17 protein-coding genes, 1 pseudogene and 1 riboswitch are annotated in these 20,174 nt (G+C 43.7%); of the genes and pseudogenes, 3 read left to right on the top strand and 15 right to left on the bottom strand.

Features of this window, described 5'->3' with window-relative positions; translation table 11 throughout:
* Positions 1–19: 19 nt before the first annotated feature.
* From BROSI_RS15445 to ppcA, 7 genes are all read right to left on the bottom strand, one after another.
* Positions 20–283 carry a hypothetical protein gene (locus BROSI_RS15445; RefSeq protein WP_052564667.1) on the bottom strand — a complete coding sequence of 88 codons (264 nt, stop codon included), beginning with the start codon at positions 281–283 and terminating at the stop codon, positions 20–22.
* Between the two features lie 350 nt (positions 284–633).
* Complete coding sequence (locus tag BROSI_RS15440; RefSeq protein WP_052564666.1) at positions 634–1,119, bottom strand: TlpA family protein disulfide reductase; 486 nt, start codon at positions 1,117–1,119, stop codon at positions 634–636.
* A 123-nt stretch (positions 1,120–1,242) separates the two neighbouring features.
* Entirely contained in the window at positions 1,243–3,852 is a 2,610-nt protein-coding gene (clpB, locus tag BROSI_RS15435) for an ATP-dependent chaperone ClpB (protein WP_052564665.1), read from the bottom strand.
* A 116-nt stretch (positions 3,853–3,968) separates the two neighbouring features.
* Positions 3,969–4,766 (bottom strand): 4-hydroxy-tetrahydrodipicolinate reductase, encoded by a 798-nt coding sequence (gene dapB / locus BROSI_RS15430; protein ID WP_052564664.1) that lies wholly within the window; start codon positions 4,764–4,766, stop codon positions 3,969–3,971.
* A gap of 27 nt (positions 4,767–4,793) precedes the next feature.
* Complete coding sequence (locus BROSI_RS15425; protein WP_052564663.1) at positions 4,794–5,675, bottom strand: rhomboid family intramembrane serine protease; 882 nt, start codon at positions 5,673–5,675, stop codon at positions 4,794–4,796.
* A gap of 95 nt (positions 5,676–5,770) precedes the next feature.
* Entirely contained in the window at positions 5,771–7,366 is a 1,596-nt protein-coding gene (locus tag BROSI_RS15420; RefSeq protein ID WP_082059244.1) for an LptF/LptG family permease, read from the bottom strand.
* Positions 7,367–7,434: 68 nt separating this feature from the next.
* Entirely contained in the window at positions 7,435–8,907 is a 1,473-nt protein-coding gene (ppcA, locus tag BROSI_RS15415; RefSeq protein ID WP_052564661.1) for a phosphoenolpyruvate carboxylase, read from the bottom strand.
* A 260-nt stretch (positions 8,908–9,167) separates the two neighbouring features.
* Between ppcA and greA the strand changes: the two genes are divergently transcribed.
* Positions 9,168–11,393 carry a transcription elongation factor GreA gene (gene greA, locus BROSI_RS15410; RefSeq protein WP_052564660.1) on the top strand — a complete coding sequence of 742 codons (2,226 nt, stop codon included), beginning with the start codon at positions 9,168–9,170 and terminating at the stop codon, positions 11,391–11,393.
* A gap of 23 nt (positions 11,394–11,416) precedes the next feature.
* Here the strand turns inward: greA and BROSI_RS15405 are convergent, their stop codons facing one another.
* The 8 genes and pseudogenes from BROSI_RS15405 to BROSI_RS15375 all read right to left on the bottom strand — a co-directional run bounded on the left by BROSI_RS15405 (position 11,417) and on the right by BROSI_RS15375 (position 16,834).
* Positions 11,417–11,788 (bottom strand): cupredoxin domain-containing protein, encoded by a 372-nt coding sequence (locus tag BROSI_RS15405; protein WP_157842562.1) that lies wholly within the window; start codon positions 11,786–11,788, stop codon positions 11,417–11,419.
* Positions 11,789–11,852: 64 nt separating this feature from the next.
* The gene (locus BROSI_RS15400; RefSeq protein ID WP_082059243.1) at positions 11,853–12,908 is read right to left on the bottom strand and encodes a S1C family serine protease; all 1,056 of its coding nucleotides are present in this window, start codon (positions 12,906–12,908) and stop codon (positions 11,853–11,855) included.
* Positions 12,909–13,022: 114 nt separating this feature from the next.
* Positions 13,023–13,646: an NAD(P)H:quinone oxidoreductase gene (gene wrbA / locus BROSI_RS15395; RefSeq protein ID WP_052564658.1), complete on the bottom strand. Its 624-nt coding sequence runs from the start codon at positions 13,644–13,646 to the stop codon at positions 13,023–13,025.
* A 75-nt stretch (positions 13,647–13,721) separates the two neighbouring features.
* Positions 13,722–14,636, bottom strand: a pseudogene (locus BROSI_RS21475) (pirin family protein).
* Positions 14,637–14,985: 349 nt separating this feature from the next.
* Positions 14,986–15,618 (bottom strand): isochorismate family cysteine hydrolase YcaC, encoded by a 633-nt coding sequence (gene ycaC / locus BROSI_RS15385; protein WP_052564657.1) that lies wholly within the window; start codon positions 15,616–15,618, stop codon positions 14,986–14,988.
* A gap of 88 nt (positions 15,619–15,706) precedes the next feature.
* Complete coding sequence (locus BROSI_RS15380; RefSeq protein ID WP_052564656.1) at positions 15,707–16,159, bottom strand: tetratricopeptide repeat protein; 453 nt, start codon at positions 16,157–16,159, stop codon at positions 15,707–15,709.
* A gap of 15 nt (positions 16,160–16,174) precedes the next feature.
* On the bottom strand, positions 16,175–16,276 hold the full coding sequence (locus tag BROSI_RS20865; RefSeq protein ID WP_230400699.1) for a thioredoxin family protein: 102 nt from the start codon (positions 16,274–16,276) through the stop codon (positions 16,175–16,177).
* A gap of 360 nt (positions 16,277–16,636) precedes the next feature.
* On the bottom strand, positions 16,637–16,834 hold the full coding sequence (locus BROSI_RS15375; protein ID WP_052565889.1) for a rhodanese-like domain-containing protein: 198 nt from the start codon (positions 16,832–16,834) through the stop codon (positions 16,637–16,639).
* 205 nt (positions 16,835–17,039) lie between these two features.
* A riboswitch (cyclic di-GMP riboswitch) is annotated at positions 17,040–17,163 on the bottom strand.
* Between the two features lie 337 nt (positions 17,164–17,500).
* On the opposite strand from BROSI_RS15375, the gene BROSI_RS15370 reads away from it, so the two are divergent.
* Entirely contained in the window at positions 17,501–18,661 is a 1,161-nt protein-coding gene (locus BROSI_RS15370; RefSeq protein WP_082059242.1) for a M48 family metallopeptidase, read from the top strand.
* Entirely contained in the window at positions 18,662–20,113 is a 1,452-nt protein-coding gene (locus BROSI_RS15365) for an Nramp family divalent metal transporter (RefSeq protein ID WP_052564654.1), read from the top strand.
* The last annotated feature ends 61 nt before the right edge of the window (positions 20,114–20,174 follow it).

Genomic DNA, 20,174 nt, shown 5'->3' with positions numbered 1-20,174 from the left:
ATGTATTATGCACGTATCTTTACAAATGTGTTGGGTTAGATTTTTCCTTTTGATCTTTTGAGTAAGGCTGGACATCGCTTTCTGCTGTCTTTATCCCGGATGAATTGATCAAGGCGGAAAAGTTTCTGATAGGGCATCTTTTATGATTTGCTGTCTCACAAAACATCCTGATTTTATTGGGGCTGGGATAGAGCGGCAGCAATATCTTCGCATACGCATTACACATCTGTCTGCTTGTACCATCAGTTATAAATTCTTTACAAATATCAGACTTATCGTTCATATATTTCACCCATTCCAGAAAAAATACAATCTAAGGTCATTAGAAAATAAGCAAAAAAGATGCCACAGGAAAATAAAATAATTTACCCATATTTTATTGACAATAACCATGGCAAACACAAATTGTTATGTCAATAAAGAACGAGATAATCTATTGAGATGAAAAACAAGAAAAGTGTGTCACGACACAGATCTGTGCCGTAACACAAGTGTGACATGGCACATCATGCAGTAGGCAAAAGATACAAAATGCGGAGAATTTTCGTTTCTTTCAGGGGTCGCAAGTTCTCCCTTCATATTTCTCAAAAACCAACGATAGTACTTGTTATTCAGTCATGACCGGGTAATTCACTACTTCTTCACCAATATACTGATTTCGTCATCAAAATCCTGCTCAGATACATAGCCAATGTGCGTATTGGCCACTTTTCCATCTTTACCGTAAACAACGGTCGTTGGATATGCCCGGAGATCATGTGACTCGGCAATATCTCCCCCTCCCAGATAAACGGGATAATTAATGCCCATTTTTTTTATGAACGAAGGAACGACGTCTTGCCCATTTTCATCAAAGGCAATACCAATAATCTCAATCTTTCCCTTATATTTATTGTAGAGATTTATAAAACCGGGTATCTCTTTTCTGCACGGCGGGCACCACGTTGCCCACAAATCAACAACTACCACCTTGCCTTTGTTGCGGTCAAGTATGGCATTTAATTCCGCAAGTTTTATCGTAGTAACAGAATTCCCGCCGTAAGTAATTATTGGGGCTAGAGAGAGAACCGCAGCAAACAAGAAAGGAAACCATACGTATTTAACTATTATCTTATTCACGACCTGCTCCATTCAGTAATGTGTAAGAGTTTATAAAAATAATTCAAATCTCAAGGTATCGTTGTTGACTATTATTTTTCTGTGTTATCTTGTGTGCCTCCAAGGTAAACAAATATTTGATTTCTACACAGCGACAAATTCACCTGTGGTAAAAACCACTTTTCCATTTTCCATATCCGCTCGAATCTCTGTTCCCTCAGCAAACTTACCTTCCAGTATCTCCAGGGACAGCGGATTCTCAATCATTTGCTGTATGGTACGCTTTAGAGGTCTTGCCCCGAAGTGAGGATCAAAACCCTCCTGCACCAGCCTTTCCTTTAATCGGTCGGAGACCTTTAATCGATAGTTATTTTTAGCCAGACGCCTTTGGAGTTCTTTCAATTGTATCTCAGCAATCTGTCCAATCATCTCTCTTGACAAACCATGGAATATGATCGTTTCGTCAATACGATTAAGAAACTCCGGCCTAAAGGCCTCTTTCAATGCCTGTTTCACCCGACTCCTCAATTCATCCTCATTCTCAGGACCCGTAAGGTCCTGTATCCACTGGCTGGCAATATTAGAAGTCATTGCGATAATGGTATTCTTAAAATCCACCGTTCTGCCATGTCCATCCGTTAACCGCCCGTCATCAAAGACTTGAAGCAATATGTTGAATACATCCCGGTGTGCCTTTTCAACCTCGTCAAACAGGATTACAGAATACGGTCTCCTCCGGATTGCCTCGGTAAGACGTCCGCCCTCTTCGTAACCTACATACCCGGGAGGGGCGCCAATGAGTCGTGCCACGGAGTGTTGTTCCATAAATTCAGACATATCGATACGCACCATGGCATTTTCACTATCAAATAAAAAGGCAGCAAGGGCCTTGCAAAGTTCTGTTTTCCCCACTCCGGTAGGTCCAAGGAATAAAAAGGTACCTATAGGCCGGTTAGGATCATGAAGTCCGGCACGGGCACGCCGGATCGCATGTGAAACGGCCCTGATAGCCTCTTCCTGACCAACAACCCTCTCTCTGAGTCGTTCTTCCATCTTCAGGAGTTTTTCCTTTTCCCCTTCCAGCATGCGTGTCACAGGAATCCCTGTCCACTTGGATACAACCATGGCAATGTCATCGGCGTCAACCTCTTCATTAAGGAGCGACGAGTTCTTTTGTAATTCTTGCAATTCACGGTGTTTTTGCTTTAGTTTTTGTTCGCTTTCCCGTATAAGTCCGTAGCGTATCTCGGCGACCTTCCCTAAGTTCCCTTCCCTTTGCGCCGCCTGTTCATCGATGCGGGATTGCTCGATCCTGGCATTAATTTCTTGTATTTCTTTGATAATCTTTTTCTCGTTCTCCCATTGGGCGCGGAGGGCGCTCGATTCCTCCCGCAAATCCGACAACTGTTTCTCGATTTTCTCCATGCGCTGTTTTGAGGCGGTATCCTTTTCTTTTTTCAGGGCCTCTTTTTCGATCTCCAGTTGCATAATCTTCCGCTCAATCTCGTCCAGTTCAACGGGCACACTATCGATTTCAATCCTCAGCTTAGAGGCCGCCTCATCAATCAAGTCAATAGCCTTGTCAGGCAGAAACCGATCTGAGATGTATCGCTGTGAAAGCGTGGCCGCAGCAACAATCGCAGAGTCTTTAATACGCACCCCATGATGTAGTTCATACCGTTCCTTCAATCCTCTCAGGATTGCAATGGTATCCTCTACGGACGGCTCTCCAACATATACCGGCTGGAACCGTCTTTCCAATGCGGCATCCTTTTCAATATGCTTCCGGTATTCATCCAGGGTAGTAGCACCCACACAACGCAACTCGCCACGGGCAAGCGCTGGTTTTAACAGATTAGATGCATCGACGGCACCTTCGGCTGCGCCAGCCCCCACAACCGTATGCAACTCGTCAATGAAGAGGATGATTTGGCCTTCTTTTTCACTTACTTCTTTGAGCACTGCCTTCAGACGGTCTTCAAATTCACCCCGGTATTTTGTACCTGCGATCAGTGCACCCATATCTAAAGACATCACCCGCTTGTTTTTCAGACTTTCGGGCACATCACCACTCACGATACGTTGCGCCAGACCCTCTACAATGGCCGTTTTCCCCACGCCAGGTTCACCGATCAGGACAGGATTGTTCTTTGTCCTGCGGGATAAAACCTGTATCACGCGTCTTATCTCATCATCCCGTCCGATAACAGGATCGAGCTTTCCCTTTCGCGCCAGTTCGACAAGGTCTTTACTGTAGCGCTCAAGGGCTTGATATTTTTCTTCAGGATTCTGGTCTGTAACCCTTTGGCCCCCCCTGATTTCTTTTAATGCCGCATAAATATTTTCTCTGATAACACCAGCTTCATGTAATATTCTGCCGGCAGCTATGTTCCTCTGCCCCGCCAGCGCCAACAGCAGGTGTTCTGTGCTTACATACTCATCCTTCAGTTTGCTGGCTTCTTCCCAGGCCAGATTGAACGTATCACGAAGTTCTGCGCTTACATAGGCCTGTCCCGGCGCTCCCGATCCGCTTACTTGTGGTAATTTGTTAACAGCCGACATCGTCTTATCGAGAACGGCATCCGCATTAATTCCTAATTTTTTCAGAAGAGGCACAACTATACCCTGCTCCTGAGTTAAAAGGACTTCCAATAAATGCACGGCCAGGATTTGCTGCTGCCTCTTGGATTCCGCTAATTCCTGTGCTTCCTGCACAGCCTCTTGTGCCTTGATGGTAAATTTATCAAATCTCATAGTTTTCTTTTTTTATGAAAATTCCCAAGCATACAGTGAAATAAAATTTTATGCTCAAAGACACTCAATAAACCATTTGTAGCCTTTATGGGAAGGAAAAGTTGCTGAAGGTCGATTTATGGTTGTATCTGCAAGACGTCTGACATACTGTACATCCCCGGAGGCTTTTTCGCTATAAACTTCGCTGCACGGATGGCGCCCCGTACAAAAGTATCTCTGGTGTGTGCCCTATGGGTAATCTCTATGCGTTCTCCCAAACTGCCAAAAATAACCGTATGATCACCTATGACATCGCCGCTACGAACCGCATGTATACCAATCTCATTCAAGGGTCGCTCTCCGGTAATCCCACTCCTGCCATAAACAACATCCTCATCCATTTTTCGACCCGTTGCTTCACATACCTTTTCAGCGAGTCGCAAGGCTGTGCCACTGGGCGAATCTTTTTTAAACCTGTGATGAGTTTCGATAATTTCAATATCAAATTCCTTTCCCACCATCTTTGCCACCTGAGCAACAAGGTTAAACAGGACGTTAACCCCCACACTCATATTAGGAGATACTAAGCATGGAATCAGCCTGGAGAAGTGCTGCATTTTTTCGTGTTGTTGCGGGTTTAATCCTGTTGCACCAACAACAACGGCAACATTTTTCTTTGCGCAAATCTCGCCGATAGCTATGGCAGATTCGGGTGATGAAAAATCAATTAAAACGTCTGCATGTGCATTGAATGCCGTTGTTATTATGATACCGGTATCCCCGCACCCGGCAACCAGACCCACATCCTTACCAAGCGACTGGTGACCCGGCCTTTCCAGGGCAGCCACTAATTTCAATTCGGAATCTTCAAATACAAGGGCAGCGATCCTGGATCCCATTCTGCCGCAAGCACCATTTATAGCAATCTCAATCATTGTCTGCCTCGAAGCAATTATTATGCATTATTCTCTATTCTTTTTATACCTCTTACTGGCGCTCTTGAGAAAACTCCGTTCCCTCCAGGATAGGTTCCTTAGACCTTCGCGATTCACCTTATCGAGGATTTCATCCACCCTCGCACGGAGTTCCTGTTCTTTCATCAACTCTTTTTCATGCTGGTGTATTTGCCACTTTTTGAGGTACGTTTCCACCCGGTAGGAATATCGAACAAATAAAAAACCATAAACAAGGCCGCCTAAATGCGCAAAGTGGGCAATATTGCCGGTTTTAGGGACAATGCAGTTAAATATCGTAATACCGGCAAAAATCATAACCAGATACTTCGCCTTCATGGGAAAGAAATATAGAATGACCGTACTGTTGGGAAAATACATGGCAAAGGCTACTTCAATAGCAAAGATTGCCCCCGAAGCTCCGAGAATAGGAGTCCAAGGAGTAAATATGCAACAGCATATCCCGGCGAAAATTCCCGCTGTAAAATAGAGGGTTAAAAATCGCCTGGACCCAAGTACCCGTTCAACCTCACTTCCGAACATCCAAAGGCCTAGCATGTTAAATATCAGGTGCCACGGGTCTGTTGTGCTGTGCAAGAACATGTATGTGAAAAACTGCCACAGCCACAAATGTCCTAAAGTGTCAGGTGGATAAAGCCAGAACAGCTTTGTAAATTTATCAGAAGCAGGGTAATACCACGGCAGTGCCGCTGTATGCCCCAATTGCTCATCACTAAAGATGTTTATCATCTGCGGCGACCACTGCAAACTCACCGTAGAAAATAACAACTGAAGCATAAACACGCCCACATTGGCAATAATCAAAATCATGATTATGCGTGTCCACTTGCTTCCGATATTTATTCCAAAAGTGAGCCGATTATTGCGCATGCATTAAACCGTCTTATAGGAGAATACTTAAAAAATTTCTGTATTTATACTAATTCTTTTCCGTTAAAAGTCAAGAACGTAATACGGTAGAGCTTTTACCTGATAAACAGTTTCCTGAAAACAAACATGCCACCAATAAAAAGGATACTATTTGCACCCCATAGGGCAGGTGCCACGGGTATGAAAGTGTCCTTTGCCAGCACCATTCCTGTGACTACCAGCGGGTAATAGATAAACAGGATCACCATGAAGCTGGCGCCAAACCCTACCATGAGATGCCCGCTTCGCAGCATAATGCCGAGTGAAATGCCAATTATGACAAAAGGTATACAGGAAAGCGCTTGCGAAAGCCTCTTGTGTATGGAAATATCATTTTTACGCCGTATGTCCTCTTTTCCGGCAACGGTTGATTCCTCCTCCATAGCTTCAACATTTTTCAACAAGGCATCACGCCTGATATTTATCTCTGAAATAGCCTGAGAGAGAGAGGTAATTTTTTTTGTCTCTTCACTCTGCACATCCCTGGCCGCACTAACTTTTCGTTCGATGTTATAAATTCTTTGCTTTTCCCTCTCAATGGTCTCTTTTATCTGCATGATTTTTTTATCCCTGTCTTCGGCCATTAAGGTACCTGCCTTCGTTTCTTTTTTCACCTGAATCAAATTTTCATTAGCAACCAGGATGTAATTTTTTGCTATCTTGCTCTCGTTCTCCAGTCCTTCGATCTTTGATGCCTGGCGTGCCAGGTTTTCGTTTGAACGCTTCAATTCTGTGGCAAGTTTCTCACGTTTCCGTGACAAATTACTGAGTTCCTCCCGATGGGCGCCAAGGTCTTTCATCAAATCGTCCTTGTTCCTTTCTGGGCTTAATGGCGTTTTCGGATTTTTTGCCAATTCGTTGTTAATTTCCCTGTTGTATCTGCAGAGTTGAAATATCGTCATATACTTTGAAGAAGATTCTCTCTTCTTTTCTTTCAGAGAAATCTCGAATGTGGTTTCCTTAAACACACCCACACGAGGAATTTCTTCCAATTTTTTATAATTCGGCTTGAGAAATTCCCCCCGATGCAACGTAAGAAATATCTTATTTTCCGCCTCATCCATTTTAATGGCCCCCTCTTCGGCAAGGATAACATTCATCACATAGTCATTCGCATACTCAATTACTGCTATGTCTTTATTTATACCATCTTCCACACTCCCGATATAAATCTGGTACGGATGCAGGTCTATTTTTTTCTGAAAGGTAGCCAAACGCCCTGCCAGAATGTTATTAATAGCGCGTTCCTGAAGTAATATTATTTTATAGCAAGACCGTGGTAAAATCTCGGCGGATAAGGTTAATGTTATGAGACTAAAGACAACTCCAATTACCAAAACGGGTGTAATTATTCTCAGTATATGGATGCCGCTTGCCTGGATGGCAATAATTTCATGGTCGGCACTCATACGTCCATACGTCATAGACGTAGCAGTAAGTAATGCCGAAGGTATCGAATAAGGAAATGCCTGAATAAAGAGATGAGGAATCAGCGCCCGCAGGGTAATGATATCAAGTCCTTTATGTAACAATTGAATGGAAAATCCCAGGAAGATCAATAACTCAAAACACGCCAAGGATGGTAAAAACATCCTGAACCATTCTGTCATTAGATAGCGTCGTAATATCTTATTGGCAAAGATTTTAGACATTTTATGAATTTTTGTTTGCACCCGAAATTTTTTTCAATAAAAACATGTTTGTTAATACCGGCAATTGATCATCCCAGGAATCTCCTCGCTTTGCCCGCTGCAATCATGTTTTCGGTAACGGTTTCTTTCTTCCCGGAGAGGATTGCCTGAATGATCTGGGAAGTATACTCGCTGTGAAGTATGTTTTCGTTATATTTTACCATACCCAACACCTTCTCGACATCCCTTGCAATTTTCGGAGATATTAATTTCATCACGTCCCCATTATAGTACGATGCCACCGATGAAAGATCGTCCAGGAATGCAGGGTACGCGGTCTTGAGGAACACCAAATCCTTTTCAGTCAGATAATGTAATCCCAGCAGTTCCGGTGGTAGTCCAATCGAGTAGAGTGTGGCACAATAAGAAATTACCCGCGGCAGGGTAATCCCTTCAATATTTCTCGAATAGCCGAAAAGGCCGATGTGAAGTTTACGCATCCGCCGTTTAGGAACAAATCTGGCTATCTCATTGATTAAAGGAGCAAGCTCCTTTATCTGTTCCCGGTAAGCTGACGCCAATCTTTCCGCAATATCCAGGGCCACTTCTTCATTTATTGAAGTCGGACCTGTTCTTACATGGTTATTAATCTTTTGAACGGCCTCTCTGACTTGTCCTTCGTCATAATCGTATTTGAATGCCGATTGTATCGTAAAGGTCTGAACACTGGGAAATTCCTTCAGACATTCGTTCACAGTTAACGGCGACAGATTGCCCCGAAAGAGATTTGAACCAAGTCCCAGGATGGGATAGATGGGAATCCTGATTCTTTCCTGCAACGCATGCAACCTCTGCAAAGCAATTTTGACTACCAGTATTGCAGGCAGCATACCATAGTTCAATGCGGGGTCTGAACGGCCAAGGAATACCCTTTGATATGAGAATTGTTTATCCTTCAGATAATTCTGCACCATAGTATCCGCAGAGAGCATATACGGGATATCCTCGAATAACGGAATCACTTCCAGAGTCTCTGGCTTGAACTCACCAATCCATTCCTTTATGGTAATATCATTCTCAAAACACTTCCTATGTTGCTTCCCGACGACAAAATCACGATAATAATAATACACCCGGTTAATTGTTTCCGTATTGGTCGTCATGGGAAGAATAACCTCAAAGATGGGTGGTATGTTATCGTCTCCGTAAAACTGGCTTGCGGTATCGTACGAACGAGGCGCACTTTCCAAAGTTTCTAGAAGAATCTTTGCTTCACTTTTTTCTACCATAGGGTTTGGTGCACGTAAAGTAATAAAGATGTCCTGCCCAATCCTGTGTTTTTTGAAATAATTATCATACCGGGTAAGCAGTTTCTTAATGACAAATTCATCAACTTCCTTTCCTTCACAATCCCACATCTGCTCGTCGCATTGCAGATGTGAAAACACATAATATGCCTCTTTTATTTCATCTTCACCCAAAAAACACGTCCCCTCGGTAAAGAATGGCATAGTGACATTATCCGGATGTTGGGTACTCATCGTTCTTGGTATTTTTCTCATGCCCGCATTCCACCTCCTGACTACTGGCTTCTTTAAAAACATACCATACACAGAGCAGGTTTTTCTTACCTACTATTATAAACTATGAATTATAGTAAAAAATATTGTATTTTCATTAAATTATTTTAAAAATTACGTTTTCACGCACAATCCAATTTCTTACTTCCTTTATCCACCAAATAGTTTTATAATTATTGTTTATAATTTCATTTTTAAACGGGTCTCTATTTTTCCCGTTATAAAAGATTAGGAGAATAAGCATGTCCAATGAGTGTTCTATTACCGGGGATAAGCTCGATACAAATGAATTAATAAACCTTATCAATACAGAACAGTATGACAAGCTGGAAGAGGCATGGCTTGGAATTATTGAATCCAACAGCAAAGATTTACAGGCGCTTTTCGATATTGTCGATCTCCTTGCGAAACGGGAAGAAAAAAAGCGGGCTCACGATTTCCTGATAATGCTGGCACCTCATTACCAACAAAAAGGGCTCTATCAAGACGCCCTGGAAGTACTCAAAAAGGTATTAGAATATAATCCGAAGGAAAAAGGGCTGGCAAAAGGAATCGCCGAATGTTATTCAAACATCTATAAAGACAGACCCTATGCAAAGGGCTTGGTTGAAAAAACGGGTATAGAGTCAGCATCCGACATCCGCAGTGCCATGAAAAAACTAGAAAAGTACTTTTATCTCGATCTGGACGACTATGTCTCCCATAAAAGCTGGGGGGTGGGTCAGGTAGTCTCTGTTGACACAGAAGGCGAAAAGGTAAACATCAATTTCGAAAAGAAGAACAATCACAGCATTTCCATGGATATTGCCCCGGATATATTACAGAAACTGGATAAGGATGATTTACTGGTGATGATTTACGCCCGAAAAGATGCATTGAATAAAATGATTGAAGAAGACCCCGTAGGCTTAATTAAATTAACCCTGAAATATTTTAAAGGAAAAGCATCGGTTTCTCATATAAAGAACCGGCTCATATCCGGTGTCATACCACCCGGCGCATGGAGTAAATGGTGGACAAATACCAAAAAGTTGCTCAAAAAAGACCCTTACATAAAACTGACCGACGGTACACCCACCACGTCTTTCCTGGAACTTCGTACCTCCCCAATGACACACCATCAGGAGATACTCGAAAAACTGGCCATCACCGCAGACATCAGCAAAAAGATCGAAATCGTCAAAAAATATATTTCAACGATGAAAAACACTGAAACATGCAGAGAAACTTTGAATGAAATTACAACTCGTTTTATAAAAGACGCCGCCACATTGCAGGGGGAAAACCCCTCCCTTGCCATAGAATGCCTCTTCCTCCTCGACGAGATACAAGACATCCTCAAAGAAGAGACCAGGAAATATAAAGACACTATCGAAACACTTATTCGCACAACTGAAAATCTTCCGGAATTTATAGATAACATCAACACATTGGAATACAGAAAACATACCCTCGGTTTAATCAAACAGGTCAAACCAGAACATTGGCAGGATGAATTTACATCTCTGTTTTTTCTGAACAGTGGCAATCTATGGGAATTCATTATCAAGGAACTTATTACTGAAAACAAGCAACATGCCATTGAAGGGATAGCCTTAAAATTATTCAATCAATTTAACGCTTACCCGGAACACTATATCTGGTTTTGCAAAAATGGCATGCATAGACGATACCCTGAACTTTATAAAAACATCGACCCAGCCCTCATGTTTAACCGGTTAATCGAGCTATCAGATAATATCTATTTTAAGATCCAGAAAGGGCGCGATGGGGATTTAAAGACCGTCATCACCAAGATAAAAAATCTCTTGGAGGATAAAGGTACCGATTATGCCATAAGTATTCTGAATGATGCCAACGCAGAAGCCATTTTTAACGTCGTCTCCCGCAGCAAGGGCATGGAGGATTGGTTCAAAGTTTCTATCGAAAGTGTCATTCAGGACCGTTATCCGGAACTATTCGAAGAACCAGGTCTCCCCAAACTCGATGAAAGCAAAATCTACGTCACGAAAGAAGGTTATGAGAAGAAAAAGAAGGAATTTGACCATCTTATGAACGTGGAATTTCCAGAAAACGCACGTGATCTCGGAGAGGCCATAAGCCGGGGAGATCTGCGTGAAAATGCAGAGTATAAGGCAGCACGGGAAAAGCAAGCAATGCTCGTGGAAAAGGCAGAGCGCATGAAGGCTGAATTACAGAAGGTTGTGATCATTGACCCCCACTCCGTTCATGCAGATACAGCATCTCCGGGCACAAAGGTTACCTTAAGGCATGAGGGAAAGGCAGAATTAGAGATGTATACCCTATTGGGACCGTGGGATGTGGATATTGAAAAAGGCATAATCTCCTACCTGTCACCCATCGGCAAAGGATTACTAAACAGAACGGCAGGTGAAACGATAACGATCAAACTCCCGGAAGGAGAGTCTACTTACGAAATCATTAAAATTGAAAAGGTCTTATTATAAAAAAGACTCCTGATATTTCATCTTCACTCTACAACGATCTTTCCATTCATTCCAAAATGCCCTGCACCACAAAAGTGAGAACATTGAAAAGGATACGTTCCGGGTTCTTTAGCATAGAACTCAACGGTAGCCCTTCCTTTTTCCGGGATGGTCACAAGAATTCCATACTGTTCAATCTTAAACCCATGCGTCACATCCAGACTCTCGATTTCCAAAATCACATGAGTGCCCTGCTTAACCTGAATTACTTCCGGAGTAAATTCAAACCGCTTTGCAGTCATGGATATCTTCTGCACCGGCGCATCATAAGGCATAGATTCCAGAGCCTTATCTTTCTTTACAGCGGCACATCCGGAAAGGGCAATTACAATAACCAACACTATTATACTTTTCATAGCCACATTTCCTTTTTTCATCAACAATTTCCCGACAATGTAATTATTATGCAGTTATTTAACACTATTCATCCGATCTGACTTTAGATTCCTCCGGGACGACCTCAAGAACGACCTTCTCGGAACGCCGAATAATGGTTAGCTCCGACTTTACCCCGATCCAGTGTTCAGTAAGGAGCTTGTGCAGATCATCTACGCTCTCAATCGTCTGATCGTCGAAACCTATGATTACATCCCCTTCAACCAAGCCAGCTCTTTGGGCAGGACTGTTGTTCTCAACGGAAATGACCAGTACGCCGCTCTCTATCGGTAAGTTATGGAATAGCACAAGTCGGCGGTGGAGAAAGACGCTTTGCCCTGCTACACCAATGTAACCACGGCGGATTTTCCCATCTTTCATAAGCCCTGTCGCAACGAACTTAACTGTGTCAACCGCGATAGCGAAACAGAGTCCCTGTGCTCCCTGGATAATCGCTGTATTGACGCCAATTACTTCTCCGTGGGAATTTATGAGCGGGCCTCCTGAATTGCCCGGATTGAGTGCAGCATCAGTTTGGATGATACTATCTATCAACCTTCCCGATCGTGATCTGAGTGAGCGCCCGAGTGCGCTTACCACACCGGCGGTTACTGTACACTGGAAGCCATAGGGATTACCAATTGCAATTACGAGTTGGCCTACACGAATAGATTGAGAGTTCCCTAAACGTGCATATGCCAGGTCCGGGGCATGAATTCTGATAACCGCCAAATCCGTATCAGGATCGTCGCCGATCATATCTGCTGTCAAACGGCGGCCATCCGCAAGCGCCACTTCAATTTGACCGGCATTATGCACAACGTGACTGTTTGTGAGAATAAAACCATCCGGGGTAAAAATGAACCCCGATCCATTGCCCATCATTTGTTGTGACATCCGTGGATGGACTGTTTGCCTGCCATTCAACAACTGACGAACGTTAATATTTACTACAGCCGGGATAACTTTCTCTGAAGCGCTAACGACGGCCTTCGAATACGCATCAAGAAGTTCTTCATCAGGAGGGGCAACTGCTTCAGATATCCGAGAACCATCAGGCCCGATTCCATTGGTTGACACGACTTGAAAAAGAGGTTCCACAACAATTTTTCCCTTTCAAATTTTTGGTCATTGGTTTAAACTCAAGACATTCAATTCAAATTGTATTGTAAAAGTCTTGTTTGTCAAACTCCTTTCCTTAGACCAATGGTGGAGTTATTGATTGTTATTCTTTCCTTGCAGTTTAAGCCCGAATTCGGCGAGCCTGCGCCCTAAAGCACGGCATATTATAGCCTCATGCTGGTCAATTTCCCGCTGGCTGTCCGGTCCTGCAACATGGCCTGGTCCATATGGAGAACCTCCGGCTTGAGTCGTAAAAAGCTCTTTAACCGAGTAAGGTACACCAACGAGTATCATACCGAGGTGCAAGAGAGGGGCCATCAAGGTAAGTATCGTCGTCTCCTGCCCTCCATGAAGGCTTGCCGTAGACACAAAGACGCCGGCAGGTTTGCCTTCAAGTTCACCTGAGAGCCACAACGATGTGAGTTGGTCTACCTGGTTTTTTAATTGCGCTGATACATTTCCAAACCTTGTTGGTGTGCCAAAAGCTATTGCTCCTGCTTCTTTGAAGTCATCTTTTGTAACCATCGGAACGTCTTTCTGCATCGTCTTGCCTGCCTTCATATCCTCCCGGGAATCGATGACAGATGCAGGTATCAATTCTGGAACTGTACGGATAACTGGTTCCGCACCCTTAACCTCCTTAACCCCTTCTGCCACGAACTTCGCCATCTTGTATACATTGCCGTATGTGCTATAGTAGACGATTAGTACTTTCATATCTATCCTCCTTTTTATAAATATTCAAAATAAACTACAGGGTATTTCTCCACGCTCTGTAGTTCTACCATACTATTAAACTCTCCCGTGTTTGACAAATGTGCCATTATGGTACTCTTCAAAAGCGACCCGTAGTTCATCTTCCGTATTCATCACAATAGGTCCGTACCAGGCGATCGGTTCACCAATGGGTTTGCCCGATATAAGCAGGAACCTGACTGCATCGCCTTCCGTTGAGACCATCATCTGATCGCCATCATCAAAGAGAACAAGAGTCTCGTTACTTACAAAGGGATCTCTTTGAATATCGAAATAGTTGACTCCTTCGATCTCGTAAGAAAACGGTAGCTTTTCCTTGCAAAAATATCCCTTACCTTCGATGACGTACGCAAAAACAGTGTGTCCACGCTTTGTCGGATGTATGAATTCTGAACGGGCTGGAACTGTTACATCAAGATATTCCGGGTTGGTGATAATATCCCGAACAGGTCCTTGCCTACCGCCAGCTTTACCGCATATGACCCTGACTTTTGTGCCATTCTCAAGCATTACCTCCGGGATTTGCCTGTTTTTCACGTCCCGATAACGAGGCTCCATCATTTTGTGGGATTTGGGGAGATTGGCCCAAAGTTGAAATCCAAACATCACACCATTTGGGTCGCCTTTCGGCATTTCCTGGTGTATGATCCCGCTTCCCGCGGTCATCCATTGTATATCGCCAGACGATATAATGCCCTTATTCCCCATGCTGTCACCATGCTCAACATCTCCCTGAAGAACATAGGTGATTGTCTCGATTCCACGATGCGGGTGTCATGGAAAACCCTTGATATAATGCTCTGGATTGTTTGAGCGGAAATCGTCCAGAAGTAAAAAAGGGTCAAACATCGGAACCTGGCTATATCCCAATGCACGTTTGAGGTGGACACCGGCACCTTCTATCGTAGGTTTACTTTTCAAGACCTTACGGATCTTTCTCGTTTCAGTCATTGCGTTCCTCCATCGATTTTTGGTCAGAAATATGTCTCAATTATCACCTGAGCTATCAGGTATATAAATAATTCCATAACAGCGTTATAGGGCGTTAATTGCTCATGGAAAGCACCGGTACATTTTATTGTTTGTCTCATTGAAGATCATGCACATGGTTGAAGGTACTTCAAATAGGTCAACGGTATCTCTCCCTCTTTCTGCATTCAGAAAAACAAAACACGTACGGCACCAGGAACGCAATTTCGCCCAACAAGAACAGCTTCCGGCAGAGTACGGCACGGCTCCTGCGCGTTGGGTCTACGGGAACAGGAGCCGTGATGTGCGAAATCGTTTAGCTGAGCGCAGATTAGGCCACTGGTTTCTTTACCGAGTAGCTCGTAATCAAGTTTCTGTAAGCAGGCAGGTGGCTGGATAGCAGTTTGCCCAATCCCTTGATGTCGTTGCGCCAGTCACGATGCAGTTCGCTGGCAACGGCCATCCAGTTCATCAATTGCACGCCTGCAGCCACCATGCGCGCCCACGCAGCGTGGCGCGTGACCTCGTTGAAGGTACCGGAAGCGTCGGTGACGACGAAGACCTCGAAGCCTTCCTCCAGTGCTGAGAGCGCGGGGAAGGCCACGCAAACTTCTGTCAGAACACCAGCGATGAGCAACTGTTTGCGGCCGGTGGCCTTGACCGCCTTCACAAAGTCCTCGTTGTCCCAGGCATTGATCTGGCCAGGACGCGGAATGTAAACGGCTTCTGGGTGGATTTCCTTAAGTTCTGGTACGATTGGACCATTGGGACCATCTTCAAAGCTGGTCGTCAGGATGGTCGGCAGCTTAAAGTATTTGGCGAGGTCGGCTAGTGCGAGGACGTTATTCCTGAATTCATCCGGCGAGTAGTCCCGCACAAGATTAACAAGGCCGGATTGATGGTCAATGAGAAGGACTGCGGCGTTATCTTTGGAGAGACGGCGGTAAGTGTATTTTGTATTCATAGGTAACTCCTTTACGTTTGGTTTAGAGTTGTTGGAGTTTCTTCAGCGCAGTCCGGAGTGGCCTAACTCACGATCGCAAGGTACACAGCTATAAAAGCCGATAGGGATATGCCCGCTTTGTCCACTCGTTCTCAGGATACCTGGCCTGAAGTTGTTCGTATGCCTCTTTAAGTCCTTTTGGATTTTTCGTATCTTTGTATAAGCATACACCTTTCAGATAAATTGCCTCCGGTGCTGAGTCACTTTTAGGAAAATCAGATAAAATCTTCTCCAGGTTTGAAAACGCCTCTTTGAATGCATTGTGGTCAAAATGAACTTTTGCAATACCCAGCAATAACAAAGGCATCAATTCTTCGGGAGAAAGAAAACCGACTGCCCTGTGATGTTCTTTGCCTTCCATATCAAGAATTATAAGGGTTGGAGTCCAGTTTATACTAAAATCCGTAGCAAGGGGCTGCGTATCATAGCGCACGCGCAGTGGAATTACAGAATCTCTGATAAATTCGGTAACGTCTTTATTTGGATACGAAACTGTATCCATCTGTTGGCATCCGATTCAGCCTGGGTTAAAGAAATCAAGTAACACTGGCTTTTTCTCCAATCGTGCCCTTGATAGGGCATTGTCCATTCCTGTTTCCCATATAATTTTGTTTTCCATACCCTTCCCTCCTTATAGTAAAGTTAATGATCGGCATCCGTAATGACCGAGATGCGCTTCCAGACTGGGTCAAATGGGCAATTTCACCCTATTTCGTGAGATTTATTCCCCGCTTTATGGGTTAAAAAGCGACAAAACAAGCGCAAAAAATGGCAATTTATAGCAGTTCTTACTCACTTTTGAAGCAAAAAAGTTCATTTGACCTAGTCTGTCAGCTTCACCCAACCTTATACGTTATTACGGTTCGATAGGATAGCCCGCCTTTTTCCAACTATTAACGCCTCCATCAAGGGCCTTTGTATTCTTATATCCCTTCTTTATGAATTCCGCTGCCTGACCGGCAGCGCTCGCTTCTTTGGGTCAGCCGCAGTAAAAGATAATCTCCTGATCTTTTGATAATGACGGTAACCTTGATTTAAATTCGTGCAGCGAAATCGCACCCTGCAGTTTCATTTGCCTGAATGTTGTCTCGTCGTCATATGCGCAGACGAGGAGCGTTGTGCCGGATTTCAACTTCTGGTAAACTTCTTTCGGAGTAATACGTACGGGTTCTGCCATAATACACCTCCCATTCTTTCTAAAAGTTGCCGGGGTAAGAATAAAAAGGCTTCTTAGGGCGTATTGCAATACGCCCCTACTTCTCTTTGTAAAATATATATCTCCTAAATCGTAAATATTCCTGGTTAAAAGACTATAGTCATCAAACTCAATTACTGAAAAACCAAACAAAAAAGCCTTACTGCAAAGATATTTATTAAACATCTTCGGCAGTAAGGCTGTCTCTTCGTAAGCCGTTTAAACAGTTTAAACGGCTTAAACTGTTTAAACAACTGATAAGACCCTTTACTTTGCGTCCCCTGATTACTCAGGATTTGCCTTTATCGTAATGTTCTTTTACCGCACTACTTCGTAAAAACCATTATTGAAACTTCATACTTATATAACATGCATAGTAACTTATCTCAAGCAAAAAAATAAAAGAAATAAAATTCCTATTGCACTATTCCACTTTTGTATGGTCAAATAAGAAGTTAAAATTTTGATTTATCATAACTATCCCTCTTGATAGTATCATTACTTATATGTCTATGCTAACAATACGAACACAATCCAGGTGAACGAAAAGGAGGTCTTATCCTGAACGCATATCTTGTTCTCATCCTTTGCCTTTACATCTTCAAAGAGACCTTTGAATACTGGGTTCAGTATCTCAATCTCAGACACATGAGAAGGGCTGGCGCAACTGTTCCATCTGAATTTGCGGGAAAGATAGACGAATCGGTACTAAAAAAAACAATTGACTACGAAACAGAAAAAACCCGTTTCAGCTTTATATCGTCAATATTCAGTAATATAATTACCATCATATTCATCTTTGGCGGTCTGCTGAATATCTATAATTCATGGATTGCTTCGCTGAACCTGTCATTTATCGTATCGGGATGGCTGTTCTTCTTACTTTTAGCCTATGGCTCCGAATTCCTATCCATACCTTTCAGCCTTTACCATACCTTTAAGATAGAAAATAAATACGGATTCAACGCCATGACCTCACGACTATGGGTATCCGATTTCATAAAAACGCTCCTGATTTCAACCGTCATGTTGTCGCTGGTGACATTTGCAGGATTCTGGCTCATTCAGTGGAGTCCCCATTACTGGTGGTTCTGGGTATGGGGTTTTCTTTTTATTTTCAGCATCTTTATTCTGTATATATCTCCCTACATCATTGAGCCTCTCTTTAATAAATTCACCCCAATTGAAGATGAATCACTAAAAGAAAGGATTCTTAAATTAACAAATAAGGCTGGCATTCATGCAAGCAGGATTCTCAGAATAGACGCATCAAAGAGAAGCAAACACACCAACGCCTATTTTACCGGTATTGGGAAAACAAAAAGGATTGTCCTTTATGACACCCTGCTTGCAAGCATGAGCCAGACGGAAATCCTTTCAGTGCTGGCGCATGAGATAGGGCACTGGAAGAAAAAGCATATGTTGAAAATGATCATTGCATTTGAAGTATTTTCATTCATTGCCCTTTATCTATCGTTCAAAATTATACAAAGCGACTTTCTTGTAACGCTTTTTCATGTCAGTTCAAATACCCTTTATGCAAAATTTATAATCCTTGCATTCCTTACGGATATTCTCTCATTACTGTTTACTCCATGTGTGAGCTATTTTATGAGAAGACACGAGAGACTGGCAGACAGGGCTTCTTATGAGCTCACGAAGGATCCTGAAAGTATGGCAAGTGCCCTCATAAAGCTTTCAAAAGAGAATCTCACCAATCTTTATCCCCATCCCCTTTATGTTACCTTGTACTATTCGCACCCACCTATTCTGGAGAGAATTCGATATCTCAAGGGATTTTCACACTGAATGAATTCGCTACAGGAACAAAACAAAACAGTGAAAAATAAATTCGCTTCTCTTGGACGCAAACCGGTACCACGCTTTCCTGGCTGGTGGGTAGCGCTGGGTCCCGGAATCGTCTGGATGGCACTTGCCCAGGGGAGTGGAGAACTGATCTGGTGGCCGTACATCATTGCCAAATACGGCCTGACTTTTTTATTCCTGCTTATTCCTGCCTGCCTCCTCCAATACCCTGTTACTGTTGAAATTGGTCGATACACACTTCTCACGGGCGAGAGTATTTTCCACGGCTTTATCCGGCTAAACCGCTGGTTTGGGATATTTCTCTGGCTGCTCATGACAGTCTCATTCCTCTGGTTCGGCGCATTTGCCTCTGCGGGAGGAACGGCAATGGCAGCGCTTACCCATTTTCCTGCAGGCTGGAGCCAGCGAGGTCAAACGTTATTCTGGGGTTACACTTCTATCATGGTCTTTCTTGCCGCCATCTTGATGAGCGGTGTGGTATATTCACTGATTGAACGACTCATGAAGGTAGTGGCATTGATCACCGTCAGCGGCTTGCTCTGGGCATGCCTTCAACCGCAGGTATTACACTCGGCACCGGGGTTCATGAAAGGCTTGTTCGGTCCCTGTGGTCCAATACCGCGTACATGGGATAACAGTGATGCTACCAAGCTGCTAACCGCAATTACCTTTGCCGGTCTTGGTGGTTTCTGGATCCTTTTCTATTCTTATTGGATGCGTGATAAGGGCAATGCCATGACGGATCATATGGGCCGTATTACCGGACCTGTCACAGGAAAACCTGAAACAGTTACGAGCGACGGGAACCTGCCCGACGACTCCCCGGATAATCCTGGAAGATGGAAACGCTGGCGGCGTTACCTTTCTGTTGATACCATGGTCGGCATTTGCGGAAATCTGTTTACTACCCTTATGACCTGTCTGCTTGCTTATGCCCTGCTCTTTCCCAAAGGACTCCTGCCCCGGGAATACGAATTGGCCGTTGTGCAAAGCAGTTTTTTCGAGGTAAGCTGGGGTTCTGTGGGACGATTCTTATTTCTTATCGTGGCCGCGGCCTTTCTGACAGACACCTGGCTGGCCACCGCAGACGCAGTAAGTAGGATGCAGGCAGACATTGTGCATATCCTTTTTCCCCGGAGCCGCCGCTTTGAGTTGCGTCATTGGTATTATTTCTTCCTGGGAATTTTAACTATGATTACCTCTCTTACCATGCTGCTCAATGCACCAGGCCCTCTGATTATGACCAGTGCGGTTATCGGTTTTATCGGCACTGTGATATTCCCCGTTGCTCTCTATCTCCTGAATTACAAAATCCTGGCGCCACATCTTCCGCCTTGGGCACGCCCAGGAAGGATATCTCAGTGGCTCCTTGCCATTTCATTTCTCGCGTACCTATTCCTTGCACTGGCCTATCTCTGGGTGGTGATATTCTAAAAAGACTATTACTATTTTGACAGGTTTTCATGATATCTTTTGGCGAGTGACCGACAAGAAG

The sequence above is a fragment of the Candidatus Brocadia sinica JPN1 genome (assembly GCF_000949635.1).
In the GTDB taxonomy this organism is placed as follows: Bacteria; Planctomycetota; Brocadiia; order Brocadiales; family Brocadiaceae; genus Brocadia; species Brocadia sinica.
The sequence above is the reverse complement of the archived record's forward strand: the minus strand, read 5'-3'. Positions and strand labels throughout refer to the sequence as shown.